Source organism: Streptomyces sp. NPDC090088, assembly GCF_044747345.1.
Classification (GTDB): Bacteria; Actinomycetota; Actinomycetes; order Streptomycetales; family Streptomycetaceae; genus Streptomyces.
Map to the genome: position 1 here is coordinate 99,602 of NZ_JBIVDZ010000012.1, position 24,112 is coordinate 123,713.

General features: G+C 71.9%; 21 protein-coding genes. 9 read left to right on the forward strand and 12 right to left on the reverse strand.

All coding sequences use genetic code 11. The features are described 5' to 3' along the window. Window positions 1-68: 68 nt before the first annotated feature. Window positions 69-614, forward strand: a complete 546-nt coding sequence (locus ACIPSJ_RS45065; protein WP_359224106.1) for a hypothetical protein — start codon at window positions 69-71, stop codon at window positions 612-614. Between the two features lie 19 nt (window positions 615-633). Here ACIPSJ_RS45065 and ACIPSJ_RS45070 read toward each other — a convergent pair whose 3' ends face one another. From ACIPSJ_RS45070 to ACIPSJ_RS45085, 4 genes are all read right to left on the reverse strand, one after another. Continuing rightward, window positions 634-1,179 carry a PadR family transcriptional regulator gene (locus tag ACIPSJ_RS45070; protein WP_359224105.1) on the reverse strand — a complete coding sequence of 182 codons (546 nt, stop codon included), beginning with the start codon at window positions 1,177-1,179 and terminating at the stop codon, window positions 634-636. A 22-nt stretch (window positions 1,180-1,201) separates the two neighbouring features. Continuing rightward, on the reverse strand, window positions 1,202-3,217 hold the full coding sequence (locus ACIPSJ_RS45075) for an NADPH-dependent 2,4-dienoyl-CoA reductase (RefSeq protein ID WP_359224103.1): 2,016 nt from the start codon (window positions 3,215-3,217) through the stop codon (window positions 1,202-1,204). Window positions 3,218-3,340: 123 nt separating this feature from the next. After that, window positions 3,341-3,709 (reverse strand): hypothetical protein, encoded by a 369-nt coding sequence (locus tag ACIPSJ_RS45080; protein ID WP_359224101.1) that lies wholly within the window; start codon window positions 3,707-3,709, stop codon window positions 3,341-3,343. A 122-nt stretch (window positions 3,710-3,831) separates the two neighbouring features. Then, window positions 3,832-4,701: a hypothetical protein gene (locus ACIPSJ_RS45085; RefSeq protein ID WP_401355006.1), complete on the reverse strand. Its 870-nt coding sequence runs from the start codon at window positions 4,699-4,701 to the stop codon at window positions 3,832-3,834. A gap of 275 nt (window positions 4,702-4,976) precedes the next feature. Here ACIPSJ_RS45085 and ACIPSJ_RS45090 point away from each other — a divergent pair, with 275 nt between their 5' ends. Next, window positions 4,977-7,055: a SpoIIE family protein phosphatase gene (locus tag ACIPSJ_RS45090; RefSeq protein ID WP_359224097.1), complete on the forward strand. Its 2,079-nt coding sequence runs from the start codon at window positions 4,977-4,979 to the stop codon at window positions 7,053-7,055. Between the two features lie 163 nt (window positions 7,056-7,218). Next, entirely contained in the window at window positions 7,219-7,956 is a 738-nt protein-coding gene (locus ACIPSJ_RS45095; protein ID WP_401355009.1) for a hypothetical protein, read from the forward strand. Here the strand turns inward: ACIPSJ_RS45095 and ACIPSJ_RS45100 are convergent. Further along, entirely contained in the window at window positions 7,953-8,759 is an 807-nt protein-coding gene (locus ACIPSJ_RS45100) for a putative protein N(5)-glutamine methyltransferase (RefSeq protein WP_401355011.1), read from the reverse strand. The two genes, ACIPSJ_RS45095 and ACIPSJ_RS45100, sit on opposite strands and share 4 nt — an antisense overlap. Window positions 8,760-8,829: 70 nt before the next feature. Next, complete coding sequence (locus ACIPSJ_RS45105; protein ID WP_401355014.1) at window positions 8,830-9,897, reverse strand: hypothetical protein; 1,068 nt, start codon at window positions 9,895-9,897, stop codon at window positions 8,830-8,832. Between the two features lie 192 nt (window positions 9,898-10,089). Between ACIPSJ_RS45105 and ACIPSJ_RS45110 the strand changes: the two genes are divergently transcribed. After that, window positions 10,090-10,491 (forward strand): MarR family winged helix-turn-helix transcriptional regulator, encoded by a 402-nt coding sequence (locus ACIPSJ_RS45110; RefSeq protein WP_359224138.1) that lies wholly within the window; start codon window positions 10,090-10,092, stop codon window positions 10,489-10,491. Here the strand turns inward: ACIPSJ_RS45110 and ACIPSJ_RS45115 are convergent. The 6 genes from ACIPSJ_RS45115 to ACIPSJ_RS45140 form a co-directional block, all read right to left on the reverse strand. Then, window positions 10,452-11,234, reverse strand: coding sequence for a GNAT family N-acetyltransferase (locus tag ACIPSJ_RS45115; protein ID WP_359224088.1), 783 nt, complete (start codon window positions 11,232-11,234; stop codon window positions 10,452-10,454). The genes ACIPSJ_RS45110 and ACIPSJ_RS45115 overlap by 40 nt on opposite strands. Continuing rightward, window positions 11,231-12,154 (reverse strand): zinc-binding alcohol dehydrogenase family protein, encoded by a 924-nt coding sequence (locus ACIPSJ_RS45120; RefSeq protein ID WP_401355017.1) that lies wholly within the window; start codon window positions 12,152-12,154, stop codon window positions 11,231-11,233. The genes ACIPSJ_RS45115 and ACIPSJ_RS45120 overlap by 4 nt, the downstream gene beginning before the upstream one ends. Window positions 12,155-12,781: 627 nt before the next feature. Beyond that, window positions 12,782-14,161, reverse strand: coding sequence for a DHA2 family efflux MFS transporter permease subunit (locus tag ACIPSJ_RS45125; RefSeq protein WP_401355019.1), 1,380 nt, complete (start codon window positions 14,159-14,161; stop codon window positions 12,782-12,784). Window positions 14,162-14,241: 80 nt separating this feature from the next. After that, entirely contained in the window at window positions 14,242-15,174 is a 933-nt protein-coding gene (locus ACIPSJ_RS45130; protein WP_401355021.1) for an aldo/keto reductase, read from the reverse strand. Continuing rightward, entirely contained in the window at window positions 15,174-15,752 is a 579-nt protein-coding gene (locus tag ACIPSJ_RS45135) for a carboxymuconolactone decarboxylase family protein (RefSeq protein WP_401355024.1), read from the reverse strand. The genes ACIPSJ_RS45130 and ACIPSJ_RS45135 overlap by 1 nt, the downstream gene beginning before the upstream one ends. 316 nt (window positions 15,753-16,068) lie before the next feature. Then, window positions 16,069-16,935, reverse strand: coding sequence for an alpha/beta hydrolase (locus tag ACIPSJ_RS45140; RefSeq protein ID WP_401355027.1), 867 nt, complete (start codon window positions 16,933-16,935; stop codon window positions 16,069-16,071). Between the two features lie 165 nt (window positions 16,936-17,100). On the opposite strand from ACIPSJ_RS45140, the gene ACIPSJ_RS45145 reads away from it, so the two are divergent. The 5 genes from ACIPSJ_RS45145 (at window position 17,101) to ACIPSJ_RS45165 (ending at window position 24,099) form a co-directional block, all read left to right on the forward strand. Next, window positions 17,101-17,904: an IclR family transcriptional regulator gene (locus ACIPSJ_RS45145; protein ID WP_401355029.1), complete on the forward strand. Its 804-nt coding sequence runs from the start codon at window positions 17,101-17,103 to the stop codon at window positions 17,902-17,904. Between the two features lie 574 nt (window positions 17,905-18,478). After that, a complete protein-coding gene (locus tag ACIPSJ_RS45150; protein ID WP_401355031.1) occupies window positions 18,479-20,107 on the forward strand; it encodes an ABC transporter substrate-binding protein in 1,629 nt (542 codons plus the stop codon). 59 nt (window positions 20,108-20,166) lie between these two features. Continuing rightward, window positions 20,167-21,105, forward strand: a complete 939-nt coding sequence (locus ACIPSJ_RS45155; protein WP_359224071.1) for an ABC transporter permease — start codon at window positions 20,167-20,169, stop codon at window positions 21,103-21,105. After that, window positions 21,102-23,084, forward strand: a complete 1,983-nt coding sequence (locus ACIPSJ_RS45160; RefSeq protein WP_401355033.1) for a dipeptide/oligopeptide/nickel ABC transporter permease/ATP-binding protein — start codon at window positions 21,102-21,104, stop codon at window positions 23,082-23,084. Before ACIPSJ_RS45155 ends, ACIPSJ_RS45160 begins: the two co-directional genes overlap by 4 nt. Further along, window positions 23,077-24,099 (forward strand): ABC transporter ATP-binding protein, encoded by a 1,023-nt coding sequence (locus ACIPSJ_RS45165; protein ID WP_401355036.1) that lies wholly within the window; start codon window positions 23,077-23,079, stop codon window positions 24,097-24,099. The genes ACIPSJ_RS45160 and ACIPSJ_RS45165 overlap by 8 nt, the downstream gene beginning before the upstream one ends. The last annotated feature ends 13 nt before the right edge of the window (window positions 24,100-24,112 follow it).

A 24,112-nucleotide genomic window follows, 5' to 3' on the forward strand; every position in this document is an offset into this window, starting at 1 on the left:
CACGGGCGTTTCCCGACCCTCGGCGGCGCAAGGGACGTTCCGCCAACCGTGCCGCCGGAGGGCAGCCAATGCGTACTACACGACTTCTCCTCCGCTCCGGCCTGACCCTGGCGGCCGCCGCCACGCTCCCGACCTGGCTCGCCGGCCCGTCCGCCGCGGTCACGGGCATCTCGGTGAGCACCATCGGCACCACGGTCTCGGTGGTCACCAGCGCCTGCACCCAGGCGAACGGCAGCTGGGGCAACGCCTCGCTGCTGAACAGCGGCCAGACGGCCTTCGCCCAGGGGCGGCAGGTGGCGCTGGCGGGCACCACGGTGAGCCAGTCCGCCGCCTGGTCGGGCGTGTCGCCGGGCACCTACACGGTGGTCGTCGTCTGCTCCAACGGCGGTACGGCGGGCACCCAGTCGGTGATCGTCTCGTCCGCCCCCGCCGCCCCCACGACCTCCTCCACCACCAGGTCGGCCGCGCCCTCCCGGGGCGTGATGGGCGGCCTGGGCGGCGCCGCCCGGGACTACGGCCCGCTCACCCTGGGCGTCGGCGCGGCCCTGGTCGGCTCGGGCGTCATCGCCACGGGCTGGTACCTGCGCAAGCGCTCGAAGCCGTACCGGCTCTGAACGGGCGGGCGCGGCGCGGCTACGGCGTGCCGGGGAGTTCGCCGAGTTCCTCCAGGGCGTGGGTGAGCCACTGCGTCCAGAAGGTCTCCAGGTCGAGGCCGGCCCGCAGCACCAGGTGCCGCAGCCGGTCCTCGGGGGCGTCCCTGCCCGGCGGGAAGTCGCGCTGCTGGATCTCCTCGTACTCGGCCAGCTGCCGCTGGTGCAGCTCCAGATGGCGGCGCAGGTCGGCCTCAAGGCCGGCGGTGCCGACGACCGCGGCGGCCCGCAGCCGCAGCAGGAGCACATCCCGCTGCGGCTTGGGGTCCTGGGCGGCGGCGGTCCAGCGGGCCAGTTCGGCGCGGCCCGCGGGCAGGACCTCGTAACTCTTCTTCTGCCCGCGGGCCGGCTGTTCGGCCGGCAGGGTGCGGATGTGACCCTCGGCCTCCAGCCGGCCCAGCTCGCGATAGATCTGCTGGTGCGTGGCCGACCAGAAGTACGCGATCGACTTGTCGAACCGGCGGGTCAGCTCCAGCCCCGACGACGGCTTCTCGAGCAGGGCGGTGAGGATCGCGTGCGGGAGTGACATGGGCTCATCCTAGGGACGCCCCCTACAGGGCGGCGGCCAGCTCGGTGCCCTGCTTGATGGCCCGCTTGGCGTCCAGTTCGGCGGCGACGTCGGCGCCGCCGATCAGGTGCGCGCTGCACCCGGCGGCGACCAGCTCGTCGTACAGGTCCCGGCGCGGGTCCTGCCCGGTGCACAGCACGACGGTGTCGACCTCCAGGACGGTGCTCTCGCCGTCGACGGTGACATGCAGTCCGGCGTCGTCGATCAGGTCGTAGCGCACGCCCGGGACCATGGTGACGCCGCGGTGCTTGAGTTCGGTGCGGTGGATCCAGCCGGTGGTCTTGCCGAGGCCCGCGCCGACCTTGCTCGTCTTGCGCTGGAGCAGGTGCACGGTGCGCGGGGGCGCCGGGCGCTCGGGGGCGGCGAGGCCGCCGGGGCCCTGGTAGTCCATGTCGACGCCCCACTGCCTGAAGTACGTCGACGGGTCCTCGCTCGCCTTGTCGCCGCCGTCCGTGAGGTACTCGGCGACGTCGAAGCCGATGCCGCCGGCGCCGAGGATCGCGACGCGGTCGCCGACGGCGGCACCGTCGCGCAGCACGTCGAGGTAGCCGAGGACGCGGGGGTGGTCGATGCCCGCGATGTCGGGGACGCGCGGGGTGACGCCGGTGGCGACGACGACCTCGTCGTAGCCGGTGACGTCCTCGGGCTCGACGGTCGTGTTCAGGCGTACGGCGACGCCGTGGGCGTCGAGCTGGTGGCGGAAGTAGCGCAGGGTCTCGTCGAACTCCTGCTTGCCGGGGACCTTGCGGGCCACGTTCAGCTGGCCGCCGATCTCGCCCGCCGCGTCGAACAGGGTGACGTCGTGGCCGCGTTCGGCGGCGGAGACCGCGCAGGCGAGGCCGGCCGGGCCCGCGCCGACGACCGCGACCCGCTTGCGCAGCCGGGTCGGGGCGAGGATCAGCTCGGTCTCGTGGCAGGCGCGCGGGTTGACCAGGCAGGAGGTGATCTTCCCGCTGAAGGTGTGGTCGAGACAGGCCTGGTTGCAGCCGATGCAGGTGTTGATGGCCTCGGGCGTGCCGGCCTCGGCCTTGGCGACGAAGTCGGGGTCGGCGAGCATCGGGCGGGCCATGGAGACCATGTCCGCGTAGCCGTCGGCGAGCAACTCCTCGGCGACCTCGGGGGTGTTGATGCGGTTGGTGGTCACCAGCGGGACGGACACCTCGCCCATCAGTTTCCTGGTGACCCAGGTGTAGGCGCCGCGCGGCACGGAGGTGGCGATGGTGGGGATACGGGCCTCGTGCCAGCCGATGCCGGTGTTGATGATGGTCGCGCCGGCCGCCTCGACGGCCTTGGCGAGCGTGACGACCTCGGCGAAGGTCGAGCCGCCGGGGACCAGGTCGAGCATGGAGAGGCGGTAGACGATGATGAAGTCGGCGCCGACGGCCTCGCGCACCCGGCGGACGATCTCGACGGGGAACCGCATCCGGTTCTCGTACGAGCCGCCCCAGCGGTCGGTGCGCTGGTTGGTCGGGGCGGCGACGAACTCGTTGATGAGGTAGCCCTCGGAGCCCATGATCTCGACGCCGTCGTAGCCGGCCTGCCGGGCGAGCCGGGCGGCGCGGACGTAGTCGTCGATGGTGCGCTCGACGTCGTCGTCGGTCAGTTCGCGGGGCGGGAAGGGGCTGATGGGCGCCTGGAGCGGGCTGGGGGCGACCAGGTCCCGGTGGTAGGCGTAGCGGCCGAAGTGGAGGATCTGCATCGCGATCCGGCCGCCCGCGCGGTGGACGGCGTCGGTGACCGTGCGGTGCCGGTCGGCCTCCGCCTCGGTGGTGAGCTTGGCGCCGCCCTCGTAGGGCCGGCCCTCGTCGTTGGGCGCGATACCGCCGGTGACGATGAGGCCCACGCCGCCGCGCGCCCGGGCGGCGTAGAACTCCGCCATCCGCTCGAAGCCGCGCTCGGCCTCCTCCAGGCCCACGTGCATGGAGCCCATGAGCACGCGGTTGGGCAGGGTGGTGAAGCCCAGGTCGAGGGGTTTCAGCAGGTGCGGGTAACGGCTCATCGGGCCCTCCGTGCGCGGTGTCGTCACCGTAGTTGTAGAGGACCGCGCACGGTTTATGCAACTAGTTGCACAAGGCCTGGGGTGGTGGTGTGTGACATATCACCGGCCCTCCCGCCGACTCGCTCACCGCCCTTCGAGCAGCACATGCAGCTCCCGCTCCTGGTCCCCCGAGGCGGAGGACAGGTTACGGACCGTGAAGAGGGAGTCGAGGGTCGTACGGAGCCGGTCGATCGCCCAGTAGCCGCCCTGGGCGTCGGCCTCGACCGTGGCCGAGAGCCGGGGCGGCGGGGTGCACTCGTGGGCGTCGGTGACCTCGAACGTGCCGAGCCACACCATCGGGCGGGTCTCGTGGAGCTGTTGCGGCACGTCCTCGGCGACCCGGTCGGACTCGAAGCACTGGCACAGCGCGTCGAACACGATCCGGGCGTCTTCCTTGCTGCATCCGCTGATCTCGAGGGAGACGGGTTCCTCGTGCATACGCACACGGTCCATGGTGATCGCTCCTCTCATGGCGATGGCGCGGTGGCCCGGGTACCCCCGCGCACCGCGCCATGCCAACAGAAAAGCACCGTTTACCGGGCGGCGCACCACCCGTCCGGGCGGACGGGGCGGGCTCAGCTCCGGGTGAACTTGTACGTCTTGCTGTCGGTGAGGACGCAGAACCCGGGCGACATCACGATGACGCGCAGGGTGCCGGTGCGCCGGTCGTAGTCGATGCCCTCGGCCTCGAAGCTGCCGGAGCAGGAGCTGCGCAGCGGGAGCTGGCGCAGCGCGGTGACATGGCCGGTGACGTTGCCGGTGCCGGGCTGGGCGGAGAGGTCGATCTGGAGCAGCGGCTTGGTGTAGCCGAAGAGGCTGCCGTCCGGGTCGTCCGAGGAGCACAGCAGCGTGGTGGCGCCGGAGAAGTCGCAGCCCTGGACGTCGCGCACGGCGTGGTCGAGGTTGACGACGGAGGCCAGCGGGAGGTTCGCGGACGGCGAGGTGCTCTTGTTGGCGCCTGGGGTCGGGAAGACCAGGAAGCGGGTCATCGTGCCGTACTCGCCGGAGAGCATGTACTGGCTGTCGGGCGAGATCGCGTCCCAGGAGTTGTTGAGGGCCTCGCCGGAGGCGAGCGTGTGGGTGTACTCCGACCAGGTGCCGTCGGGGGCCTGCACCCGGTACATCTTGGCGGTGCCGGAGTCCGCCTGGTAGGGCTCGACGTAGTAGCCGTCGTAGGACTCGTCGGGGTCGCCGACGTGGTTCCAGCCGCGGCTGGAGACGCTGACGGGGATGGTGCCGATGCCGGTGTACCGGTTGGCGCTGTTGGCCGGGACCTCGACCGAGGTCAGGCCCTGGCTCTCGGTGAGCGGGTCGGCGCGGTCGGAGCCGGTCTCGGTCCAGGTGTCGGCCGCGGAGGCCGGGCCGGCCGAAAGGACGAAGGTCGCGGCGAGGGCGACCAGGGCGGTCAGGCCTGCGCGACAACGTTGCCGGGGGGACGCGGGCATGGAAGCCTACTCCTCGGTATCTGGGGGGTGGGACGCGCGTGCGCCGGTCAGTCTGGCGTGCCCATGACAGACATGTACAGACCACTGGCGGAACGGGAAAGTGAACTCACGCCTCTTCCGTCTCTCTGGCCTCTTCGCCGTACAGATCCGGCCGTGTTGAGAGATGGTGGAAAAGTCGGCGGCGACGTCGGAGAGTCGGGTGTGTGCGCGATAGAACAAGGGGACCCGGCACGGGGGACGACGTGCCGTACGGAGGTACGAAGGCGGTGCGTGCGATGAGTCCAGCGGAGGCTTCGGTGCCCGCGGGCGAGGACCCCGTGCGCGGCCCCGTGCGCCCGGGCGGACTGCTGGACGTCCTGAGCGTGGCCTCGGTGGTGCTGGACGCCAAGGGGCGGATCGTGCTGTGGAGCCCGCAGGCGGAGGAGCTGTTCGGCTACTCGGCGCAGGAGGCGCTGGGGCAGTACGCGGCCCGGCTGATGGTGGAAGAGCGCCATATCGAACTGGTCGGCAAGCTCTTCGCGGACGTGATGATCACCGGTCAGAGCTGGGCGGGCGGTTTCCCGATCCGGCGCAAGGACGGCACCAGCCTGGTGGTCGAGTTCCGCAACATGCGGCTCATGGACGACAACGGCGACGTGTTCGCGCTGGGTCTCGCCGCCGACCAGTCGACGGTGCGCCGGCTGGAGCAGGACGTGGCGCTGTCCGAGCGGATCGTGCAGCAGTCGCCGATCGGGCTGGCCGTCTTCGACACGGAGCTGCGGTTCGTCTCGGTCAATCCGGCGCTGGAGCGGATCAACGGTGTCCCGGCCGAGGAGCACGTGGGGCGGACGATCCGCGAGGTGCTGCCCTTCCTGGACGCCGACGCACTGGAGTCGGCGTATCTGCGGGTGCTGCGGACCGGTGAGCCGATGATCGACCAGTCCGCGGTGGGCCGTACGCCGGCCGATCCGGACGAGGAGCACATCTGGTCGGTGTCGGTCTACCGGCTGGACGACGCGTCGGACAACGTGCTGGGCGTGGCCACCTCGGTGGTCGACATCACCGAGCCGTACCGGGCCGGTGTCGAGGCGGAGAACGCGCGTCGGCGCCTCGCGCTGATCGCCGACGCCTCCGCCCGGATCGGCACCACCCTGGACCTGGACCGCACCGCCCGTGAGCTGACCGAGGTCGCCGTGCCCGAGCTGGCCGACGTGGCCGCCGTGGACCTGCTGGACACGGTGGTCGAGGGCCGCCGCAGTACGCTCGGCCCGGCCGAGCCCGCCCTGCTCCGCGCCCTCGCGGTCCGTGCGGAGCAGGAGGCGGAGGCGGAGCAGGCGGTCCAGGCGCCGGGCACGGTCGCCCGGTACGCGCCGGACCGGCTGATCACCGAGTGTGTACGGACCGGGGAGGCCGTCGTCGTCCGGCGGGTCGAGGACGAGGACCTGCCGAGGATCGCCGCCTCCTCCGAGGCCGCCGTGCTGCTGGGCCGGGCCGGGGTGCACTCGTATCTGGCGGTGCCGCTGATCGCGCGCGGCGAGGTGCTGGGTGCCCTGGAACTCAAGCGCACCCGCAATCCGGCGCCCTTCGACGACGACGATCTGCTGCTGGCCCGGGAGCTGGCGGCGCGGGCGGCCGTGCAGATCGACAACGCCCGCTGGTACCAGAACGCCCGCACCACCGCGCTGACCCTGCAACGCAGCCTGCTGCCCACCCATCCCCGGGTCACCACCGGCCTGGAGGTGGCCTCCCGCTATCAGCCGGCGGGCGAGACCGTCGAGGTGGGCGGGGACTGGTTCGACGTGATCCCGCTGGAGGGCGGCCGTACGGCGCTCGTGGTGGGCGATGTGATGGGCAGCGGTATCAACGCGGCCGCGACCATGGGCCGGCTGCGGACCGCGACCACCACCCTGACCTCGCTGGGGCTGGACCCGGCGGTCCTGCTGGAGCATCTGGACAAGACCACCTCGGGCCTCGACCACTCCATCGCGACCTGCGTGTACGCCGTGCACGATCCGCGTCTGCGGCAGTGCCGGATCGCCAACGCCGGCCATCTGCCGCCGGCCCGGCTCCGCCCCGGCCGCCCGCCGGAACTGCTCGACCTGCCCACCGGGGTGCCGCTGGGCGTGGGCGGGATCCCCTTCTCCACGACGACCGTGGACTTCGAGCCCGGCGACGAGCTGGTCTTCTACACCGACGGTCTGGTCGAGACCCGCAGCCACTCCCTGGACGAACGGCTGGACGCGCTGCTGGCCCTCCTCGACGACCCCGCCCGTCCGCTGGAGGAGGTCTGCGACCTGCTGCTGCGGGAGCTGCACCACCCCGACAACCACGACGACGTGGCCCTGCTCATCGCGCGGGCGCAGGAACTGCCGTAGCCGAACGCCCGGCGGCCACGGCGTCCACCGGTCTGCGCGTCCGCGGCCAGGGGTTCATGGAATTCACAGGCACTCGTTATCGGGTTCTTATCGGCGAACACCCACACTTCACAGAGAGGCATGCATCGCGATGCCGCGTGCCGTTCGCCGATGGGAGCGAGCCGTGACGCACGAACCGGAGCAGGAAAACCGCCGTGACGGCGACGGAACCGGCCCGTCCGTTCCGCCGATGCCGGACCGTCCCCCGCAGGCCGCCCCCGAGTGGGAGGTGCTGTCGGGACCGGGAGCCGACCGCGAACCGGGCGCGCCGCTGCGTGACCGCTGGCGCCGGCAGTCCACCCGCACCCGGGCGGTGACCGTGGCCTTCGTGGCGGGGGCACTGGCTCTCGGCGGGACGGTGGCGTTCGCCGCCGGTTCCGGCACGAGCGGCTCCCCGACCCCGCCGGCCGCCTCCGGCGCACCCTCGGCGGCCCCCTCCCCCGACGGGCACGGCCCCGGACACGGCGGCTGGTTCGGCATGGGCGGCATGGGGGTGCACGGCGAGGCGACCGTCAAGGACCCGGACACCGGGAAGTACGTGGTCAAGGTCTGGCAGCGGGGCACGGTCGAGAAGACGGACGGCGACCAGGTCACCGTGAAGAGCGACGACGGTACGTCGTGGACCTGGACCGTGGGCTCGGGCGTCAAGGTGCGCGGCGACGCGGACTCGCTGAAGAAGGACGCCACGGTCTTCCTGGTCGGCACGCGCGGGGACGACGGCAAGCTCTCCGCCTCCGCCGCGCTCTCCGGCGACTTCACGGGCATGGGCCGGGGCGGCATGCACGACCGCGGCGGCCCCTGGACGCGCCCCGGCGACCGCTCCCCGGCGCCGAGCCCCTCGGGCAGCGGGGCGACGACCTAGCCGACCTGGTCGACCTGGCCGACTTGGTCGCGTACGCCGATCACGACGTTCGCGTAGAGCTCCTCCGACACCGCGAGCCGCGTCCTGAGTCCCGCGCGGGCGAAGGCCTCGACGGCCATTTCGGCCTGGCGTTCGCTGGTCTCGACGAGGACGCAGCCGCCGGGGGCCAGCCACCGGGGTGCCTCGGCGGCGACGCGACGCAGCACGTCGAGTCCGTCGCCGCCGCCGTCGAGGGCGACCAGCGGCTCGTGGTCGCGGGCCTCGGCGGGCAGCAGTCCCACCTCGCCGGTGGGGACGTAGGGCACGTTGGCCGCGAGGATGCCGACGCGGCCGCGCAGGGCGGCGGGCAGGGCGTCGAAGAGGTCACCGGCGTGGGCGTGGCCGCCGTAGGGGGCGATGTTGCGGCGGGCGCAGCCGACGGCGGCCGGGTCGATGTCGGCCGCGTGCAGCTCGATGTCTCCGAGAGCGGCGGCGAGGGCCGCGCCGACCGCGCCGGAGCCGCAGCACAGGTCCACGACGACGGACGCGCCGGGAACCTGGGCGAGGGCCTGGTCGACCAGGAACTCGGTACGGCGGCGGGGCACGAACACGCCCGGTTCCACGAGCACGCGCAGCCCGTGGAACTCCGCCCAGCCGACAACGTGTTCGAGGGGCTGTCCGGAGGCGCGCCGGTCCACCATCGTGGCCAGTTCCTCCGGGGTGCGGGCGGTGGCGAGGATCAGCTCCGCCTCGTCCTCGGCGAAGACGCACCCGGCGGTGCGCAGCGCGGAGACGACGGCGGTGGTGTCGGAGAGTGAGAGCATCGCGGGGAGCCTATCCGGGCGGCGGGGCCGCGGTCAGGGGGTTTTCGGGGCCGCGGATCGGATCGGCGGTTCACACCCCGACCGTCTCCTCGGCCTCCTCCTCGGTCTCTTCCTCGGCGGCAGCGGCCCGGGCCGCCGGTTCCGCGTGCGATGCCGCTACGACCACGGTCGCGGCCGGGGTCGCCCTGGTCCGCTCGTACAGCGCGGCGATCGCGGTGACCGCGAGGCCGGCCAGCAGCCAGACCGCCAGGGTGACGACGTTCCCGCTCAGGCCGTCGCCGCCGAAGTACAGCAGGCTGCGGGTGCCCTCGACGAAGCCGGCGCCGTTCCAGAAGGCGTGCAGGGCGCCGAAGAAGCCGTTCTGCAGTTCGGGCCGGAACAGCCCGCCGGAGCTGGTGAAGTTGAGCATCACGAACAGCACCATCATGGTCAGCGTGGTCCACCGCTTGAGGAAGGTGTGCAGGCCGACGCCGATGAGGAGGATGCCGGCCGAGTAGAGCCAGGTAAGACCCCAGACGCCGGCGAGGTCGTGGTGGGCGAGGTGGAACACCGGTCCGGCGAGCAGCGCGCCGATGCCGCTGACGACGGCGGAGACGCCGAGCGCGAGCAGCGCGCGGATCCGTATCGGGAGTCCCGCACCGGCCGCGCCGAGGGCGGCCACCGAGGCGTAGGAGCCGATGCTGACGGCGATGAGCAGGAAGAACAGGCCCTGTCCCGTGGGGTCGTCGGCGACCGGCCTGGCCACGTCGGTGACCTTCAGCGGGACGCCCTCCTGGTCGGCGACCGGGGTGAAGACCTTCTCCACGGCGGTGGCGCCCATGTCGGAGGCGGCACTGGCGACGATCAGCTCCGGGGCCTTGGCGCTCGGTACGAAGGCGCCGGTCACGGTCCGGGACTTCAGCAGGTCGACGGCCTCGGCGCGGGTGGGGACGGTACGGACGTCGAGCCGGTCCCCCGCGGTGTCCTTGATGGTCTGCGCCAACACCTTCGCCTCCGGTCCGGCGCCGACCACGGCCACGGGCATGTGGTTCGGCTCCGGGTGGACGAACGCGCCCATATAGGCGAGCCCCATGCCCAGGCACATCAGCAGGGGGGTGATCAGGTGCGTGAGCACATGACGCAGTGCCGGTGACCTCATCGCGGACGACCTCCGGTTCTTCTCAGCTCTTCCGAGCAATTGGTTGGCTTATACAACTCACACTCAAGTTGTACTATACAACTAGAACGTCGGAGGAGGTATTCCCGTGAGGGTGTTGCCGGTGGCGGTGCCGCGGTCGAAGGTCCTGCCGTGACGGCGGCGGAGACGGCCGTCGAGACCATCCAGCGCGAGATGACGGTCTTCGCGCGCCGGGCCAGGGCGTCGGCCGGACGAATGCACCCCGAGCTGTCGCTGGTGTCGTACACGCTCCTCGGGCATCTGGAGGAGCGCGGCGGCTGCCGGGCGACCGACCTGGCCGCGCACTACGCGCTGGACAAGTCGACCGTCAGCCGCCAGGTGGCGGCACTGGAGCGGTCGGGGCTGATCGAGCGGCGCCTGGACCCGGAGGACCACCGGGTCCAGGTGCTGCATCTGACGGAGGCCGGGGAGGAGATCCTGGCCCAGGTCACCCGGAGCCGCCGGGCCGCCTTCCGGGAGCGGCTGGCGGACTGGCCGGAGGAGGACCTGGTCAGGTTCGCCGGTTATCTGGAGCGCTACAACGCCGGGACGTCGGCGGGCACCGGCGAGGCCTGACCGCGCGCCTCGGGCACCCGGACCGCGATGAAGGCGGTACGGCGGCGGATGCGGAAGCCCAGGGACTCGTAGAGCCGGATCGCGTTGGTGTTCCCGGCGCCGGTGTGCAGGAACGGGGTCTCGCCGCGTTCCCGGATGCCGTGGCCGATCGCGCGGATCAGCCGGGTCGCGAGCCCCTCCCCGCGGTACGCCGGGTCGGTGCACACCGCGCTGATCTCGGTCCAGCCCGGCGGGTGCAGCCGCTCCCCCGCCAGCGCGATCAGCCTGCCGTCGCGGCGGATGCCCAGGTAGGTGCCGAGTTCGACGGTGCGGGGCAGGAACGGGCCGGGCCGGGTGCGTTCGACCAGGTCGAGGATCTCGGGCACGTCGGCGGGGCCGAGGCGGACCGCCGTCGGCTCCGGGGCGGTCTCCATGCCCTCGTCCACCAGCTGCACGCCCTCTACGTCGAACGTGAGGTCCCAGCCGTCCGGGAGTTCCCCGCGGAAGCCGGGCAGCCCGATCTCCGCGCCGGGTCCGGCCAGGGCGGCGAGATCGGCCCAGTCCTGGGCGTCCGGCTCGTCCGGCAGGGCCAGCCACGGGGAGACGTCGACCGGGTAGCGCAGGATGCGCCCGCGCCGTTCGGCGAAGTGGGCGTGCGGGCCGGTCAGCGAGGCGAGGGCGGGGTTGTCCAGGATGTGCGGGGCGTCGGCGGCACCGGGGCTCGTGCTGGAGCCGGGACTCGGACTGGAGCTGGGCACGCTCATATGGCGACCTCGATCACGATCTTGCCGAGGGTGTGCCCGTCCTCGACGGCGCGCAGCGCCCGGTCGGCCCTCTCCAGCGGGAAGGTCTGCGAGATGTGCGGGTCGAGCTCGCCGCCGACGACGAGTTCGGCGACCTCGTCCAGGACGGCGGCGGTCCGGGCACGCTCGACGCGGGCCCCGCCCAGCGCGGCGACCTCGTCGGGTGCGGCGCCCGCGGTGATCAGCTTGGTGCGGTCGGCGAGCAGTCCGGCCGCCTCGGCGAGGACCTCGCCGCCGACCAGGTCGTAGACCCCGTCCACGCCCTGGGGCGCGGCGGCCCGCACCCGCGCGGCCAGGTCGGGGCCGGAGGCCACGTGCACGGCGCCGAGGGACTCGACGAAGTCCTTCTTGGCCTCGCTCGCCACGCCCAGGACCCGCAGGCCCCAGGCGCGGGCGATCTGCACGGTCGCCGCGCCGACCCCGCCACCGGCACCGGTGACCAGCAGGGTCGCGCCCTCGGGCAGGTCGAGCTGGCGCACGCCGTCGTAGGCGGTGGCCGCGGCGACCGGCAGGGTGGCGGCGTCGGTGAACGACAGGGCGGCGGGCTTGTGCGCGGTCAAGGACGCCTTCAGCAGGGCGTACTCGGCGAACGCGCCGCCTGCCGTGTTGCCGAAGACCTCGTCGCCGGCCGTGAACCCGCTCACGCCCTCGCCGGTCGCCTCGACGACACCGGCGGCCTCGCTGCCGAGGACGACGGGGAAGCGCGCCTCACCCTCGCCGGGGCGGCGGAAGCCGTTGCGCAGTTTCCAGTCCACGGGGTTCACCCCCGCCGCGCGCACCGCGATCAGCAGCTCACCGGGGCCGGGACTCGGGCGGTCCACCTCGGCGAAGGCCTCGGTCTCGGGCCCGCCGTGCCTGGTGTAGACATACGCCTTGGGCATCGTTCTTCCTCGCTCTCTGATGCTGTCACCGGTGTCCCGGCAGCCGCACTCAGCGCCAAGGACAGGCGCACGACCGCTATTCCCGCGCCCTCGGATCGTTCACAAGGCCGCAATGATCGGTGCCCTGACCTGGGTCGGAGCACCCGATCGGACGTCGTACGGTTGAAGCATGAACATCCCCCGGGGCTTCACCGGCCGCCCCCGCACAGCCAACGGGGTGCGGTTCGGGGGCGTCCCGCTGGACGCGTTCTTCGATGTGGTGCGCCCCCATGGCGCCGCCCCACACGGCCCAGCGCCAGACTCGCCGCAACACCGGACGCTGGACCACGTATCGGCCGCACCCACCTCCTGTTCGGCAGACGGCCACGGGGACTGACGGGCCGTCACTCCTGAACGGGGGACACCTCATTCTGATCCCGGTCCTGAGCGCTCCGGTACCACTCCTCGTCGCCGACCTCCCGCGAACCGAAGACGGCACGAGCACGGCCGTCGACGCTTCTTGGCGGGCTGGTTCCTGCCCGTCTTGGCCGGCGCCCCCTCCTCGGCGCTCGCGGGCGCGTTGCGCGTCGAACCGGATGACGTCACACCGCGGGCGAGGCCGAGTGTCCTGGGGGCAGGGCCAGCCGCTCACCCCGGGTGCGCCGACTCGTCGTCCGGGGCCCTGGCGGCGTCGGCGGAGTATCCCTCCCTGACCCGGCGGTCGCTGACGCGGAGGGCGAGAGCGGAGGCGCAGAGGCTCACGGCCGCCATGGTGAGCAAGCCGACGCGGTAGGCGCCCACCGTGCCGGTGTCGGCACCCGCCTGGGACAGGGTCGCGGCCAGGGCCACCCCGAAAGCGGCGGCGATCTGCCGTTGCATGTTGAGGACGGTGGTGGCATCGGCGGTGCGGGCGGCCGGGACGGTGACGAAGGCGGCGTTCTGGCCGCTGGCGAACAGGAGGCCCACGGAGCAGCCGAGCAGATACATCGCCGGGTAGAGGGTGAAGGGCGGCGCCTCGCCGACCGTGGTCGCCAGGAAGACCACGACAAGCGCGGCCGCGGCGCCGCCGCCGGCCATGAGGCGGCTCGGACCTGCCCTGTCGTGCAGCCGGGGCACGAGTTGGGAGGCCGTCAGCATGCCGAGGGCCTCCGGAAACGTGGCCAGGCCCGCGTGGAGGGCGTCGTAGCCCACGCCTGTCTGCAGGAGTTGCGGGTACAGGTAGAGAACGCCCATGAAGGCCGCGCCCATCGGGAGCAGGGCCAACTGAGTGGTACGGAAGAGCTGGTCCTCGACGATCCGCAGATCGACCATGGGATGTCCGGTGCGCAGCTCCCACGGCACCAGCAGCGTCAGCAGCACGGCGCCGCCGGCCAATGGGACGAGGACGCCACCACTCCCCCAGCCTTCGTCCGGGGCCCTGGTGAGAGCGTAGAGGACCGCGGCCAGCCCACCGCCGGCCAGGACGAATCCCTGGCTGTCGAATCGGGGTGCGCCCGAGCCGGGGAAGTCGGGCAGCACCCACAGCCCGAAGAGCAGGGCCAGGGCTCCGACGGGCACGTTGACGAGGAAGACCCAGTGCCAGGAGACGGTGTCCACCAGCCAGCCGCCCAGGACCGGTCCCAGCGCGGGTGCCACGGCGGTCGGCAGCATGACGTACTTCTGCGCGCGCAGTCGCTCGGCGACGGGGAAGGCACGCAGGAGCATCGTCATACCGACGGGGGCGAGCAGCCCACCGCCGGTGCCCTGCAGGACGCGGTATCCCGTGAGTGCCGTCAGGGAACCGGCGGTGGCGCACAGGCCCGAGGCCGCCGTGAACAGCAGCAGAGCGACGAGGGCGATACGCCGGGTGCCGAAACGGCGGGTGAGCCAGCCGGACACAGGGATGAAGACCGCCATGGCCACGAGGTAGCCGACGTTGACGGAGCCGAGGCCGGAGGTGTCCACGGCGAAGTCGCGGCCGAGGGCCGGGAGCGCGACGTTGACGATCGTGGTGTCCATGATCGCCATGAAGTTCGCGGCGACGAACACCCCGCACACCGCGACCTTCGCTGGTACTCGGGGGCGGTGCGGCGGTGATGAGACGGTGCCGTTCCGGCGGACGACGGCCCTCACCGGCCGTGCCGGAGCCAGCGGACCTGGGCGCTGGTCAGCGGCAGGCGGCGAGCCTCCAGGGAGCGGTCGATCTGGTCGGTGGTCCGCGCGCCGATGGACGGCCACACCTCGGGGTGATGCAGGGTCCAGGCCAGGGCGACCGTCTCGGGCCGGGTGCCGAGCTGGTCGGCGAGTTCACGGCATCGGCGGCGGCGGGCGCGGTTGCCGTCGGTGTCGTACGGATCCGGTCGGCTGTCGGGCCGCGGGGCCTCGTCGCGGGCGAAGAAGCCACGCGCTTGCGAGGACCAGGCGAGCAGGGGCAGCCGGTTCTCGCGCACGACGTCCATGACGGCACGGTCGGCGTGCAGGCTTCCGCCCAGCAGCGCCGGGTCGGGTTCGGCGAGGCTGAACTGGTAGCTGGCGACCGGGGTGTGGCCCCGCTCGGCCAGTTCGACGACGAGTGCGGACAGGCGCTCCGCCTGCCAGTTGGAGGCGCCCACGCGCCGGACGTACCCGGCTTCGACGAGGCTCACGAGCGTGTCCGCGAGTTCGGCGACGGGGCGGGCCGGGTCGTCGCAGTGATAGAGGAGAAGGTCGATGGTGTCGACGCACAGGTTGTCCAGCGCGGCCCGTACATGGCTGTGGACGGTGCCGCGATCGAGCGGAAGGTCGGCTCCGGTGGTGTCGTGCCCGACCTTGGTGACCACGGCGAGCGTGTTGGGATTTCTGCGCAGCCAGGTACCGATCGCCGGCTCGGCCTGTCCCTTGGCGTAGCTGTGTGAGGTTTCGACCATCAGGCCGCCCTCGTCGGCGAAGTGGGTCAGGCGCTCGGCGGAGGCCTCGGCCGGCTCGGCGCCGAACGGGCCGCCGAGGATGAAGCGATGGGCCGCGGCCTCCGTGCCGTCCTGGTCGAGGAGTTCGTCGAGCAGGTCCAGGGGCGAGTGCGGCATCAGGCCTCGCCCCCGATGACGTGCTGGAAGCCGTCGACATCCGTGAACGGCCGCGGCAGGTGCGGCCGCAGCGGGATCCGGAAGGTGTTGAGCATCATGGCGGACATGGAGAAGCTGCCGATGCAGCCGATGAGGTCGAGGACGCCTTCCTCGCCGAAGAGGCCGATGGCGGCGGCGTAGGTCTCGTCGGTGACGAAGTGGTCGTGGAGCATCTCGTGGGCGAAGGCGTGGAAGACGCGCTCGTCCTCGGCCTTGAACTCGGGGTCCTCGCCGCGCGCGAGCCGCTCCAGGCACTCGGCCGGGATACCCTCGGCGACCGCCTGCTGGATGTGGGCGTTCCAGGCGGACTGGCTGTCGAAGTGGCGGCCGGCGATCAGCACGCTCAGTTCACGCAGCCGCTGCGGGAACCGCGACTCGTTCCGGCAGTAGCGGCCGAGGTGCTCGACCCAGTGCGCCAGTTCCATGTTGCGCGCCCAGACGAGGAAGGGTGGCGGGGGTTCTTCGATTCCGGGTCCGACGATGGCTTCGAGGAGCTCGGTCTGCTCGGGGGTGAGGCTGGTCAGGGGGGTCAGGCGCATGGTCGTGCGGCCCTTTCGAGGAGGGGTGGGGTCACCCGGTGGTGCCGGTGTGCCCGGAAGAGAGGAGGCGACGGCGAAAGTCCGTCGGAGGAACCCGTGCCCGGGGGCAGGTCCCGCCCGGCACGAGGTGCGCCGACGGCAGGCCGGCCTCGTGGCCTTGACGGGAAAGGGGGAGGCGCCCCCTGGGCACGGGCAGCCGGCGCCGGCGGACCGAGGTCGCGACGGTCCACCGGGAAAGGAGCGATGGGCGGCTCGGGCGCGGGCGGCGCCCCGTACGGAGGCTCTCGGTTCGCGCGGCGCGCAGTTCGCCTGCTCGTCAGGCGGTGCGCCACCAGGCGTAGTACTTGTCGCCGTAGCCGTCCATGATGTCCGGGTACTCGTGGTCGGCGTCGGGGAACTCGAAGAAGTCGTGCGGGACACCGAGATCGGTGAAGCGGGCGTCGAGGTCGCGGATGGTGGGTGCGAGGCGGGTGTCCAGGCGGCCGGACAGCAGCCGGACCTGGCTGGTGCGCCGCAACTCCGGGGCATTGGCGAGGACCAGGCTCCAGGGGTGGCAGAGGTCGTAGTACTCCTGGTCCCCGAAGTAGGTGTTGTTGACCCGGTCCTCGGGCTCGTCCTTGAGGTCGCGCAGGATCGCGGGGGCGACCGCGGACACCTTCCCGAAGACCTTCGGGTACTTCAGGCCCAGGTGCAGGGCGCCGAACCCGCCCATGGAGAAGCCCTCGACGGTGCGGGCGGCGGCCTCCGGGACCGTGCGGTAGGTGGTGTCCATGTGGTGGACCAGGTCGAAGGCGGTGATCTGGGCGAGCGGGCGGGCACCGTCCTTGGAGTCGACGTACCAGCCGATCGGCAGGATCTGCGGTACGACGACGATCGTGGGCGGGATGACCTCGTTCCTGACGGCCTTGTCGATCCGCGCAACCATTTCTGAACCCTGCCGGGCGTTGCCGAACCCGCCGTGCAGCCAGTAGACGACAGGGAAGCGTCGTTCGGGTTCGGTCGCGTACTGGGGCGGCAGGTAGAGCTGGTAGCTGCCTTCCGCGTCGGCACTGCCGCGCGAGGGCTGGGGGTAGAGACCGAAGGTGGTGAGCTCCTGGTCCTCACGGACCTCGTCGATCCACTTCTGTTCGATCTCCGCCATCTGCTCGGGCGTGGTGCTCACCTTGTGAACCTTCTGCGCCACGGGTGTTTCCTCTCGGTGGGTCTCAAGTGCGGCCCGGGGTCCTCCGAGGCGGGTGACGGCAGCCCTCCGTTCCCGCCGCCCCGGTGTTCCACTACGTAGAATGGTGTATCTTTTAGCGGAACGCTGGAATGGCCATCAGTGAAGCCCTACGACTGGAGCCTGTCAATGGCCGGGATCGAAACTTCAGAGGACTCACAGGCGGCGGGCCGCAGCGGGCGCAGCTCCGCGGCCGGCAACGCCACCGACAAGGCGCTCAATCTGCTGGAGGCCGCCTCGGCCCCCGGTTACCCGCACCGGCTGGGCGACATCGCGGCAGCCGCCGGCGTCCCCAAGGCCAGCGCGCACCGCATCCTGCAGAACCTGGTGGCGATCGGCTTCCTGGCCTCCGACGGGTCCGGCGGCTACGGCCCCGGCCCGCGGATCCGCGCCCTGGCCGCCCGGGTCACCCAGGGCTGCGCCGAGGACCAGGCGATGCGCGCGGAGCTGGAGGTTCTCAGCCGGCGGACCGCCAACACCGTGCACATGGGCATCCGGACCGGTGACGCCCTCACCTACCTGGTCAAGGTGGCAGGTCCGAACCCGGTGCAGGAGTCCTCCCGGGTGGGCATGCAGCAGCCGTTGCACACCACGGCGATCGGCAAGTGCGTCCTCGCCGGCCTGCCGGACGACGAGCTGGGCAGGCTGGTGACGAGCACCGGGCTGCCGGCCAGAACGGAGAACTCCCTCACCGACCCGGCAGAGCTGCGCGCGGAACTGGCACGGGTACGAGAACGCGGCTTCGCGATCGAGGAGGAGGAGAACGAGATCGGCATCCGCTGCATCGGCGCGCCCGTGCGGGACACCCGCGGCACGGTGATCGGCGGCGTGAGCGTCTCGACCATCACGTTCCTGGAGACACGCACAACACTCCTGGGCTGGTCCGACGTCGTGCGGTCCACGGCCGACGCGCTGCGCGGCCTGCTGGGCTGAGCCCCACGCCCTCGCCTCACGTCCCCCCGAGTACGGCGGATCCGGCCGATTGACCGGTCACCGCAAGCACGCTTATCTTTCGGGTCTGTCGCCCCATTCCTCTTGTACGACCCGTAGACAGCACCGCACCGTTTCAGCAGGGTTACAGCACCGGGCAGATCGCGTCTCGCCGTCAGCGCACCAGACGCACACCGCGCCCGGCCTCACCGGACAGCCCCCGGTGGGGCGCAGCACCTGAGCAAGTCCCTCGCGAGCAGCGGGAGCACCTCCGGTTCGTCGCCGCTCATCAGTCACCGCCGGCCTGGCACCGTCCCCGATCGGGCGCGGTCCTACGGCGGCCCCCGCGACGTATCGCCCCTTCTTCTCCCGGCCTGTCGGCCGAATCGCCCCTTCCCGCACATGACGCGGGCGGGACCTCCCGGACAGACGCTGCGAGTCCCGGCACCTCCGCCGTCTGCCATCGGCGGGCGCAGTGCTTCCGCCGAGTTCCCCTGCCGTCGTAGCAGGTTCCCCGTGGAGCCCAGAGCCGCGATGCCCACGGGCCCGCCCCGCCTGGCTCCGAGCAAGGAGAGACATGAACGCCCACGTTGTACCGTCAGACAGCCCCGCCCCCAGAACCCGCACGGCCTCCCGAGTCGCCTCCGCGCGGGTCGGCCTCGCCGCCGCGTGCACGGCCCTCTCGCTCACCCTGGCCGCCTGCGGTGGCGGCACCAACACCGCCGCGGGCGCCGCGAGCAGCGGCAAGCCCGTCGCCGGCGACACCCTGACCGTCGCCGAGCAGCAAGCCCCGCCCACCCTCAACCCGGGCAGCCTCGACCTGGGCTTCGTCGACTTCACGATGCTGTCCTACGAGTCGCTGTTCTACCTCTCCCCCGACGGCACCGTGCAGCCGGCGCTCGCCAAGTCCTGGAAGTACGTCGGCACCGGAAACACGGAGCTGTCCGTCACCCTGCGCTCCGGGGTGACGTTCGCGGACGGCGAGGCGGTGACCGCCGACGCGGTGAAGGCGTCGCTGGAGTACGCGAAGAAGGCCCAGGGCAATCAGGCGCACTACCTGACCGACGCCACCATCACGGCCACCGGTGCGCTGAGTCTGACGATCAAGCTGGCGAAGGCGAACCCGATCCTGCCGACGCTGCTGACCCAGTCGTACGGCATCGGCCAGATCATCAGCCCCAAGGGCCTCGCCTCGGCATCCAGCCTGACGCCGACCAAGACCAGCCAGGGGGCGGGCCCGTACATCTACCAGCCCTCCGACAGCGTGGCGGGCGACCACTACACGTACACCGCCAACCCGGACTACTACGACAAGTCCAAGCAGCACTACAAGAAGATCGTCATCCGGATCGTGCAGAACGGCCAGACCGCGGTCAACGCCATGAAGACGGGTCAGATCGACGTCTACAAGGGCGACTACACCTCCGCCGCCTCCGCGAAGTCCGCCGGCATGAGCACCGTCGGACTGCCGGTGATCCTCCAGGGCCTGAGCCTCATCGACCGCGCGGGCGAGGTGTCCAAGCCGCTCGGTGACGTCCGGGTGCGCCAGGCGATCAACTACGCCATCGACCGCGACGCCGTCACGAAGGCGTTGCTCGGCTCCGCCGGGACCCCGACCGTGCAGACCGTCATCAAGGGCGGCGACGGCTATTCGGCCGACCTGGCGAAGGAATACCCCTACGACCCGGCGAAGGCCAAGCAGCTCCTGAAGGAAGCCGGATATGCCGACGGCTTCGAACTGCCGGTCCTCGCGGCCACGTTCGTCGGGTTCGACACCATGGCCGAGGCGATCGCCGGACAGCTCTCCAAGGTCGGCATCAAGGTCAAGGTCACCGCGGTCACCAGCATCACCTCCTTCGTCGAGAACCAGACCAACCACAAGTACCCCGCGGTCTCCGGCGGCTTCACCGAGGAGCCGATGTACCTGGAGGGCCTGGACCTGTTCATGCCCGGCTCCAAGGTCTTCAACGGCTTCGGCAGCACCGCGCCGGAGCTGACCAGCCTGTTCGACAAGGCGGCGGCCGCCGAGCCCGCCGAGCGCGCGAAGCTCGACCGGCAGATGCAGGAGTACCTGGTGAAGAACGCCTGGTTCGCCCCGGTCGCCTTCACCCCGGTCAACTACTACGTCCGCCCCGGCATCGGCGGGGTCAAGGTCAGCGCGGGCGCCCCCTTCGTGAGCCCGCTGGCCATCTACGCCACCAAGTAAGAGCCCCGGGCGGCCCCTACCTGACTCCGGGGGCCGCCCGGACCAAGAAGTGAGGTGAGATGCACAGGATCCTCTTCCGATGGCTGGTCGGCGCCATCCCGGTGGTGTTCGGGGTGACCGTCCTGACCTTCGTCCTGACCAGCCTGGTGCCGGGCGACCCCGGTCGCACCATCCTCGGCGCGAACGCCAGTCCCGCCCAGGTCAAGGCCCTCGACCAGCAGCTCGGCCTCGACCACTCCCTGCCGGTCCGCTACTGGGACTGGCTGACCTCCGCCCTGCACGGCGATCTCGGTGACTCGATCACCTCCGGCGTACCGGTGAGCGATCAGCTCACCTCCCGCGTGGGCGTCACCGTCTCGCTGATCGGCGGCGCCATCCTGGTGGCCGCCGTCGCCGGAGTGGCGCTCGGCGTGCTCAGCGCGCTCAAGGGCGGCTGGCTGGGACGGGCGGTGGACGGCATCTCGCTGGTCGGTCTCGCCGTGCCGAACTTCTGGTTCGGGCTGGTCCTGATGACCGCGCTGGCCGTGCAACTGCCGCTGTTCCCCGTCTCGGGATACGTGCCGCTCACCGACTCTCCGGTGCGGTGGTTCGAGTCGCTGGTCCTGCCGGTGCTCACGCTGGGCGTGCCGGCCACCGCGCCGGTGGCCAAGCAGACCCGGGACAGCGTGCTCACCCAGCTGAACCGCGAGTACGTGCGGGTGTTGCGGGCCCGCGGCATCCCCGAGCGGTCGGTGATCTTCCGGCACGTGCTGCGCAACGCGGCCGCGCCGATCGTCACCGTCCTGGGCGTGGTCGTCGTGACGCTGTTCGGCGGCACGGTGCTCGCCGAGACGCTCTTCGTGATGCCGGGCCTCGGCGGGCTCGCCGTGACCGCCGCACAGACCCAGGACATCCCCATGGTCCAGGGCGTCGCCCTCGTCTTCACCGTGACCGTGATGCTGGTCAACCTCCTGATCGAAGTGGTGTACACGATGCTCAACCCGAAGGTGCGGACATGAAAGGCCGACCGACCCCTCAGGGTCCGACCACGCGGCAGGAGGGCCGTCCGGCGGTGGCACGGCGCGGTTTCGCCGCGCGGTTGCTGCGCAGGCCGGCCTCGGCCGTCTCCGCTTCCTACCTGCTGCTCGTCCTGCTGGTCACCCTGCTGGCCACCTGGATCGCGCCCTACGACCCGGACCAGCAGGATCTGACCGCGGCGCTGCAGGGTCCGAGCGGGGCGCACTGGCTGGGCACCGGCGAGCTGGGCCGGGACGTGCTCAGCCGGCTGATGCACGGCGGCCAGGTCACGCTCCTCGGTGTGGTGATCACGCTCGCGGTGTACCTCACGATCGGCGTCCCGGCGGGCATGATCGCCGGTTACCGAGGCGGCTGGTTCGACCGGTTCGTCCTCAAGAGCGCCGACCTGGTCTCGGCCGTCCCGGTCATCATCGTGCTCCTCGTGGTCCTCTCGGTCTTCACCAACGACGAGAGCGCCGCGATGGCCGCCAACGGCCTGCTCGGCGCCCCGCTGCTGGCCCGGGTCGTGCGCTCGGCCACCCTGGGGGTGAAGGAGGAGCTGTACGTCCGCGCCGCCGTCGCCAACGGCATCCGGGACCGCGTGATCATCCGCCGGCACGTCCTGCCCCGCGTCACCGGAGTCATCCTCGTCCAGGCCTCCGTCTACGGCGCCTACGCCGTACTCCTGGAGACCGGACTCGGCTTCCTCGGCCTGGGCACCACCGAGGCCAGCTGGGGCAGCATGATCGCCGAGGCGTCCAAGAACATCGGCACCGACCCGTGGCTCCTGGTCCCCTCCGGCTTCATGATCATCAGCTTCATCCTGGCACTCGGCCTGCTCAGCGACGGCCTGCGCGACACCCTGGCCGAACGGTACGCGCCCCCGGCCGACAAGCCGCCCTCCCGCCGCATGGGCCGGCCGCGGGGAGCCGCGCCCGAGCCGCCCCGGGCCGAGGCCCCGGACACCTCTCGTGCCGTCGAGGAACCCGACGCGGACGCCCTGCTCTCCGTACGCGGTCTGACCGTGTCCCTGACCATCGAGGGCACGCCCACCGACGTCATCCGGGACGTGTCCTTCGACCTCAGGGCCGGCGAGGTCCTGGGCATCGTCGGCGAGACCGGCTGCGGCAAGACGATCACCGCGACCTCGCTGCTGGGCATGCTGCCCGCGGGCGGCCGGATCGTCTCCGGCACCATCCTCTTCGAGAACGCCGACCTCGCCCAGGTGGACGCGGCGGCACTGCGCACGGTGCGCGGCCGTCGTATCGGCTGGATCTCCCAGGACCCGATCTCCAGCCTGGACCCGTCGTTCACGGCGGGTGCCCAGGTCGCCGAGGCCGTCCGCGTCCACACCGGCTGCTCGCGCAAGGAGGCCCGGCAGCGGGCGCTCGAACTCTTCGAGAAGGTACGGCTGCCCGACCCGGCCCGCGTCGCCGCCAGCTTCCCCCACCAGTTGTCCGGCGGCATGGCCCAACGCGTCGGTATCGCCGCGGCGTTGGCCGGCGACCCCACCCTGGTCATCGCGGACGAGCCGACCACCGCGCTCGACGTGACCGTGCAGGCCGAGATCCTCGACCTGCTGCGGGAGTTGCAGAGCACCGGGACGGCCGTCGTCCTCATCACCCACGACTGGGGGGTGCTCGCCGACCTGTGCGACCGGGCCGTGGTGATGTACGCCGGGGAGGTCGTCGAGGAGGCGGAGGTCACCGCGCTGGTCAGCGCGCCGGCCCACCCCTACACGGCCGGGCTGCTGGACTCCGACCCGCACCACGCGGTGCCGGGCGAACCGCTGCGTGCCGTGGAGGGCGCGGTGCCGCCGCCGCCCGAGTGGCCGGTGGGCTGCCACTTCCAGAACCGCTGCCCGCGGGTGACCGAGGCGTGCAAGGAGAAACCCGTCGTGATCTCCCATCTGGTGGAACCGGAACGGTCGGCGCGGTGCATCCGCCCGCTCGAACTCATCGGAGGAGGCCCGCATGACTGAACAGAGCGCGGTCACCGGGTTGTTGCCGGCCACGGACACCGAACTCCTGCGGGTGCGCGGCCTGGACGTCACCTACCGCCGGTCCCGGCTGCGGGGCGGCGACGTCAACGCCGTACGCGGCGTGGACCTGACCGTCGGCCGCGGCGAGACCGTCGGCCTGGTCGGCGAGTCCGGCTCCGGCAAGTCGACCATCGGGTCGGCCGTCCTCGGGCTCGTGCCGGCGACCGGAGGTACCGTCGAATTCGACGGCGCGGACATCACCCACAGCACACGTGCCGACCGCCGGTCGCTGGCCCGCCGGATGCAGGTGGTCTTCCAGGACCCGTACGGCTCCATGAACCCGGCGCACACCGTGGGCGACACCCTCGGCGAGGCCCTGCGGTACAACCTGGGGCTACCCGCCGACGAGATCCGCGCGCGTGTCCTGCGCGCCCTGGACGACGTCGGCCTGCCGCCCGGCGCCGCCCACCGCTACCCGGCGGCGTTCTCCGGTGGCCAGCGTCAACGCATCGCCATCGCCCGGGCGTTGGTCATGGAACCGGACTTCGTCGTGTGCGACGAGGCGGTCAGCGCTCTCGACCTCTCCGTGCAGGCGCAGGTGCTCAACCTGCTGGCCCGGCTCAAGCAGACCCGCGGCCTGAGCTATCTCTTCATCTCGCACGACCTGGCCGTGGTCCGCTACCTGAGCGACACCATCGTCGTCCTGTACGCCGGCCGGGTCGTCGAACGCGGCCCGGCGGCCCGGGTCGCCGAGGCCCCCGCCCACCCGTACACCCGCGCCCTGCTGGCCGCCGCGCCGGTGCCGGATCCGGTGGTCCAGCGCCGCCGCCAGGCCCAGCGGCTCCGCATCACCGCCCCGTCCGCCGACCGTGGCGGCGGGGGCTGCGCCTTCGCCCGGCGCTGCCCGTTCGCGCAGGACATCTGCTGGACGACACCGCCTGAGCTGACCGACCGCGACGGGGTGGCCGTCGCCTGCCACCGCTACGACGAGATTGCCGCCGGCCAGCAGGCGTGAGCCCTCCTCCCCA